4 protein-coding genes and 1 pseudogene are annotated in these 4926 nt (G+C 65.4%); 2 read left to right on the top strand and 3 right to left on the bottom strand.

Annotated elements, in window-relative coordinates:
- Positions 1–492 (top strand): PLP-dependent aminotransferase family protein (locus OM960_RS25180; protein WP_490372118.1); only part of this gene is annotated, 492 nt, incomplete at its 5' end.
- A 402-nt stretch (positions 493–894) separates the two neighbouring features.
- Complete coding sequence (locus tag OM960_RS25175) at positions 895–1593, top strand: hypothetical protein (RefSeq protein WP_264773912.1); 699 nt, start codon at positions 895–897, stop codon at positions 1591–1593.
- 334 nt (positions 1594–1927) lie between these two features.
- Here the strand turns inward: OM960_RS25175 and OM960_RS25620 are convergent, their stop codons facing one another.
- The 3 genes and pseudogenes from OM960_RS25620 to OM960_RS25160 all read right to left on the bottom strand — a co-directional run.
- Complete coding sequence (locus OM960_RS25620; protein ID WP_263340937.1) at positions 1928–2572, bottom strand: glutathione S-transferase family protein; 645 nt, start codon at positions 2570–2572, stop codon at positions 1928–1930.
- A gap of 254 nt (positions 2573–2826) precedes the next feature.
- Complete coding sequence (locus OM960_RS25165) at positions 2827–4257, bottom strand: DUF3604 domain-containing protein (RefSeq protein WP_264773911.1); 1431 nt, start codon at positions 4255–4257, stop codon at positions 2827–2829.
- A gap of 118 nt (positions 4258–4375) precedes the next feature.
- Positions 4376–4708: pseudogene (locus OM960_RS25160) on the bottom strand (DUF3604 domain-containing protein); the annotation flags it as partial.
- Positions 4709–4926 lie beyond the last annotated feature (218 nt).

Below are 4926 nucleotides of genomic sequence, written 5' to 3'. Positions count from 1 at the left end.
GGCCCGCTGATGCATGTGATCGCGGCGAAGGCGGTGGCCTTCGGCGAGGCGCTGCGGCCCGAGTTCAAGACCTATGCGGCGCAGGTCAAGAAGAACGCGGCGGCGATGGCGGACGAGCTGATGAAGGGCGGGATCGACGTCGTCTCGGGCGGCACCGACAACCACCTCTGCCTCGCCGACCTGCGTCCGAAGAAGGTGACCGGCAAGGCCGCCGAAGCGGCGCTTGGCCGCGCCCACATCACCTGCAACAAGAACGGCGTGCCGTTCGACCCCGAAAAGCCGTTCGTGACCTCCGGCATCCGCCTCGGCGCGCCGGCCGGCACCACCCGCGGCTTCGGCGAGGCCGAGTTCCGCCAGATCGCCCGGCTGATCATCGAGGTCGTCGACGGTCTCGCCGCCAACGGCGAGGACGGCAACGGCGCGGTCGAGGAGAAGGTCAAGGCCGAGGTCGCGACCCTCTGCGCCCGCTTCCCGCTCTACCCGAGCCTCTGAGCCCGGCGAGACCCGAACACGGCAAGGCCCCCGCGACAACGCGGGGGCTTTGTCTTTGGGGGCAGCGAAGCCGTGTTGGTCCGGTTCGATCCCAAACAGACTGCGAGTGCAGTCGAAGCATCCTGCAGGTGCAAATTCTTGCCAAGGCAAAGAATAGCGCATGAGCATCCAATGCTTCGTTCGACCCGATCGGATCACGCTCTGACACTGCTTGTACGGCTAGATCGTGGACGAACGCAGCTTGCGGAAAGAGCGGGTGTTACGCCTGTTTCCTGCGAATTCACGCTCGGTTTCACGGCACTCACTCGGAGTTCCCGCACCGTTAACGCCCAAGGCGACGGGCGTTTCACCGCGCATGGTCAGGGTGAAGACACCGAAACGACAAGCACAGGAGAAACAGTAATGTCATTTCTTTGCCACCGCGCCCATTTCTTTGCGTCTTCCGCCATGCTTCTGGCCGCGACCTCAGCCTCTGCCGAGATGGTGACCCTTTATGACGGCGGGTTCACCCGCGTTTCCGCCAGCGCAAAGGTGGCCGAGCATTGTCAGGTCGAGGGGTACCGCTCGGCCGACGGTTGGGCGGAAGCCACAGGCCATCTGATTCTGAAGCAGGATGCCGCGTCCTCCGAAGTCACCGTCACCCTGGATAACGCTCGCCCGGACACGCTCTTTACCATCTGGCTGATGCTTGCGGGGAAAACCCCCGATGGCGAGAGCTTCGGGGGCAGTCCGCTGATGAAATCGGGGGCAACGCCTCTGATTGCGACCGCTGATCTGTCTGAGGCGGTGGGAATCCTGAAATCACCCCGGACCGAGGTCACGAACGGATTCATCACCGATGCGGACGGCCATGGCAGCGTGACCCTGTACCTTGACTACCCGATTATCGGGGGGGCCTATCCATTCCAGCGCTTCGACCGCTTCGACGCAACCGATCCGGCATACACACATGACACACCGCGGGCGATTCCGGTCGCCATCACCGGAAAATCTTCGGGCGCGCCCTTCACCCTCAGGCTCGCGTCGCATTGCGGAGACAACCTGCATGACGGCCTTGTCGCCGGTCAGCATGAACCCTGGTTCGACTGGATTGCCGATTGAGATTCTGAAAACATGAAGCATTCGAGAACCCCGCCTTTTGTGGGGTTCTCGGTGTGGCTACCTATTCTCTCTCCAGCATCAACGAAAGAACCACGCGTTGTTCGCCAGTTCGACCGTCGATGGCGCTGGGGCGTTCAAGGCGATTGACCACTTGCCGGCAGGATTGCGGGAGGCCGCGTCAGGTCAGGACAAATCTCGCGGTTGCGGCGAACGGCAGGTCGGTCCCGCACAGCGTACCAACACGATGTTCGGGCATGTCATTGTCCCTTGGCCGGGCCTCACCCCGTTCGGGCGGCTTGGCGCCCGAAGCCGCGCCTCTGCCGAGGGTCCGGAGTCAGTCCTCTATGCCGACAGAAAAGTTGTGCTTCCGGATCGCCCATTGGCATCCGGGTCGCTCCGTGACGCCCCGGGCCAGAGCGCGCAGCTTCGGCATCGCCGCGAACAGCGCCTGCGGCGGGTCGTGCCAGGTCGTCATCATCTGGAGGTAGATGTCACAGGCCGAAAACCGCTCGCCCAGCAGCCACGGCCCGTGGTCCGCCAGCCGGCGCTCGACGATCTCGAGCTGCGACACGGCCGTCGTCAGGGCCTGCGCCTTGACCGCATCCTTTCCGTCGGCGGAGGCCGTGTAGCGGTCCGGATGGTAGTAGCGGTTGTAGGACGGATAGACGGTATCGGCCAGGAACAGCATCCATTGCAGGAACTCGGCCCTGTCGATGTCGTCGAGACCCGGCGCAAGCCCGGCCCCGGGGTGCCGGTCGCAGAGGTAGATGATGATCGCGGCGGATTCGAACATCGACCGCCCGTTGCCGAGTCCCAGGGCGGGGATCAGACCGAGCGGCTGAAGCCTCCGGTACCGGGCCGTCCGCGTCTCGCCCCCGTCGTAGTCGACTTCGTACAGATCGAAGCCGACACCGAGTTCCTTGAGCACGGCCATCGGCGCGCAGGATGACGACCACGGGTGCCAATAGAGGGTGTACACCGGTCAACTCCGTTGGGTGGCTGCGTCCCGGAGTATAGCATCCTCGCCGCGACAATGTCCGAATGCCGGTTCGAACCGCGCCTCCCGCCGCCAGCGCCCGTTCGATTCGCCCGCCTCGGGTGCTCGGGCCAAGGTCGAAGGGGGGCAGAGCCGCCCATATCCCGTACCCTTCAGGCTGCCTTGGTCTGTCCTCGGACAAGGGGCCGTGCTTCGCGCACGCCCCGGCCATGCGCGGCGCATTCCCGAACCGGCGATCAGCCCTTCGGCGTGTACCAGATCGGCGAGGTATAGGCGCGTTCCTGGGTCTCCATCGGGCTCTCTTCGGGCACTTCGGATCCCATGCGGAAGGCATCATAGGCGGTCCAGCGCGGCGTCGGGATCTCGATGACACGGGCGTAGTAGAAGGCTCGCTCCGCCGGGTCGAAGTCCGGGTCGGTCCAGACCGTGCCGAGCTCCGCCGCGCCGATCGTGTTCGTCCAGGACGCGCGCGCCACGTCCACGGTGGAGCCGACCGGCGGCAGCTTGCCGTCCTCTCCGGGGACCCGGTCGCCGCCCCAGGCGACGTCGTAAACTTTCTCCTCGGTCGCGCCATCCGCGGTCATCCAGCCCTTGACGATCTGGATGCGGTCAAGATTGCCGCCGATCGGGTCCTTGAGCGCGAAGACCATGAAGGTCGGCGCGGCCGCGCTTTCCGGCGCCGCCGGCAGGTCGCCGCCCATCGGCACGCCCTTGCCGTAGCCGGCGAAGGCCGGTGAGCGGGACGTCAGGTCTTCGTCGGTGTAGCCCCAGCCGCCGAAGAAGCGCACGCCGATCCGCGAGCCCGTCGTGGCGTAGACCTCCTTGCGCTCCATCGCGTCGAAGATAGCCTCGCGCGTGTTCTCGGCGGCCCAGACAGCGGCGAGACCGGAGGCCGCCTGCTCCCAGCCGAGAATGACGACGTCGCCGAACTGGCCGACGACGTGACCGGGGCGCCCCGGGCTCGGCTCGGTACCGGAATGCTTGCCAAAGAAATTGTCCTCCTGCGCCGTGGCGAGCGAGGTGTGGCTGTCGGTCGAGCCGACCATGCCGAACTTGTAGGGGTTGGTCCCGAGCCGCGCCTCGAGCTTCAGACCGGTCTTGAGTGCTTCGCGCGCGTATTCACCGGCCAGCATGTCGTCGGTCTTCAGCTCCGACATGTTGAGGTTACCCTTGTCCCAGGTCTCATAGTCGGCGAACTCGTCGTTGGGCGACAGGAAGGGATGGGCCTCGCCGTCCCCCTTGATCTGGGTCGCCTCGTACATCGGCTCCCACAGGGCGCGGGTTCGGACGTAGTCCTCATCGAGCGCGGTGCCATCGTATTGCGCGTCCTCGGGGAACATGATGCCGTTGGACAGGTTTCCGTTGTGGGCCAGCGCGAGCACGTCGCCGCGGGTCAGGTCCTCGTAGTTCGCCATCCAGGTCCACAGATCCCGCGGATTGATCGAGCCGGCGGGCGGCTCGGTGGTGAAGGGGTCGACCATTGAGGCCTTCCCGCCGCCGTCGCGGTAGATCACCACGCGGTGCATGTTCCCGCCCTGAATGAGCGAGGTCCATTCGTAGCCGATGAAGGCGGTGAAGGCGCCAGGATCGTTTGCCTCCTCCGCCGCGGCGATCTGGCGCTGCCAGACCGAGCGGAACGGCTTGCTCCCGGACTCGACGGCCAACACGGGCGATACCGCCTCGCCGCGCGAGTAGGCGTCGATCAGCTCCAGCGCCGCGGCGGCCCTCCGGGTCGGCCATGATCGAGCCGTCCTGGGCGTAGATCAGGTCGAACAGGCCCATGTTGTCGGAATGGTCGGCCACGACGAGAAAGTCGAGCGGCCGGGACAGCTTCACTGCCATGCCGGTCGTTGCGGTCACCTGTTCGCCTTTCGCGAAGCGGTATGCGGCGCGCGCGTCCAGCCGGTTGCCGAAAGCGCCCGCGTCGAACGAGGTCGACGTGTGCAGATGCGTATCGCCCCAGAGCGGGCGCGAGGGGAAGCCGCGATCGGCGTAGGGAGAATAGGAGGTGCCGGGAAAAGCCTCGGTGAGGCTGGAAGCTTCGGGAGTTGGTTCGAAGGCGAAAGCGGCGGCGCCGCTCAGGACCAGGGCGGATGTCGTGGTCAACAGACGGTTCATCAGCATCAATTCTCCTCCCGCAAATGCCAGCGCCGATAAGAAAACCCATCTTGGCTGGCATGTCGGTCGGGGCGGCTGATTTCGATCAAGCCCGATCCTGTTCCCCGCAAGAAAGGGCCGCCGCATTTGATTGCGGCGGCAGTTTGGGGGGAGGGAAGGGGGTGGTTCAGATGTCGAGGGTGTTGTCGCGTTCCCACTGGGTGAAGTGGGAGGCGTAG

The organism is Defluviimonas salinarum (assembly GCF_026013545.1).
GTDB lineage: Bacteria > Pseudomonadota > Alphaproteobacteria > Rhodobacterales > Rhodobacteraceae > Albidovulum > Albidovulum salinarum.
Note: the sequence above shows the minus strand (reverse complement) of the source record. Positions and strands in the feature narration are given on the sequence as shown.

Excerpts from the sequence above, each read along its gene's own strand:
- OM960_RS25175 (WP_264773912.1), top strand. The coding sequence starts at position 895 with ATGTCATTTCTTTGCCACCGCGCCCATTTCTTTGCGTCTTCCGCCATG.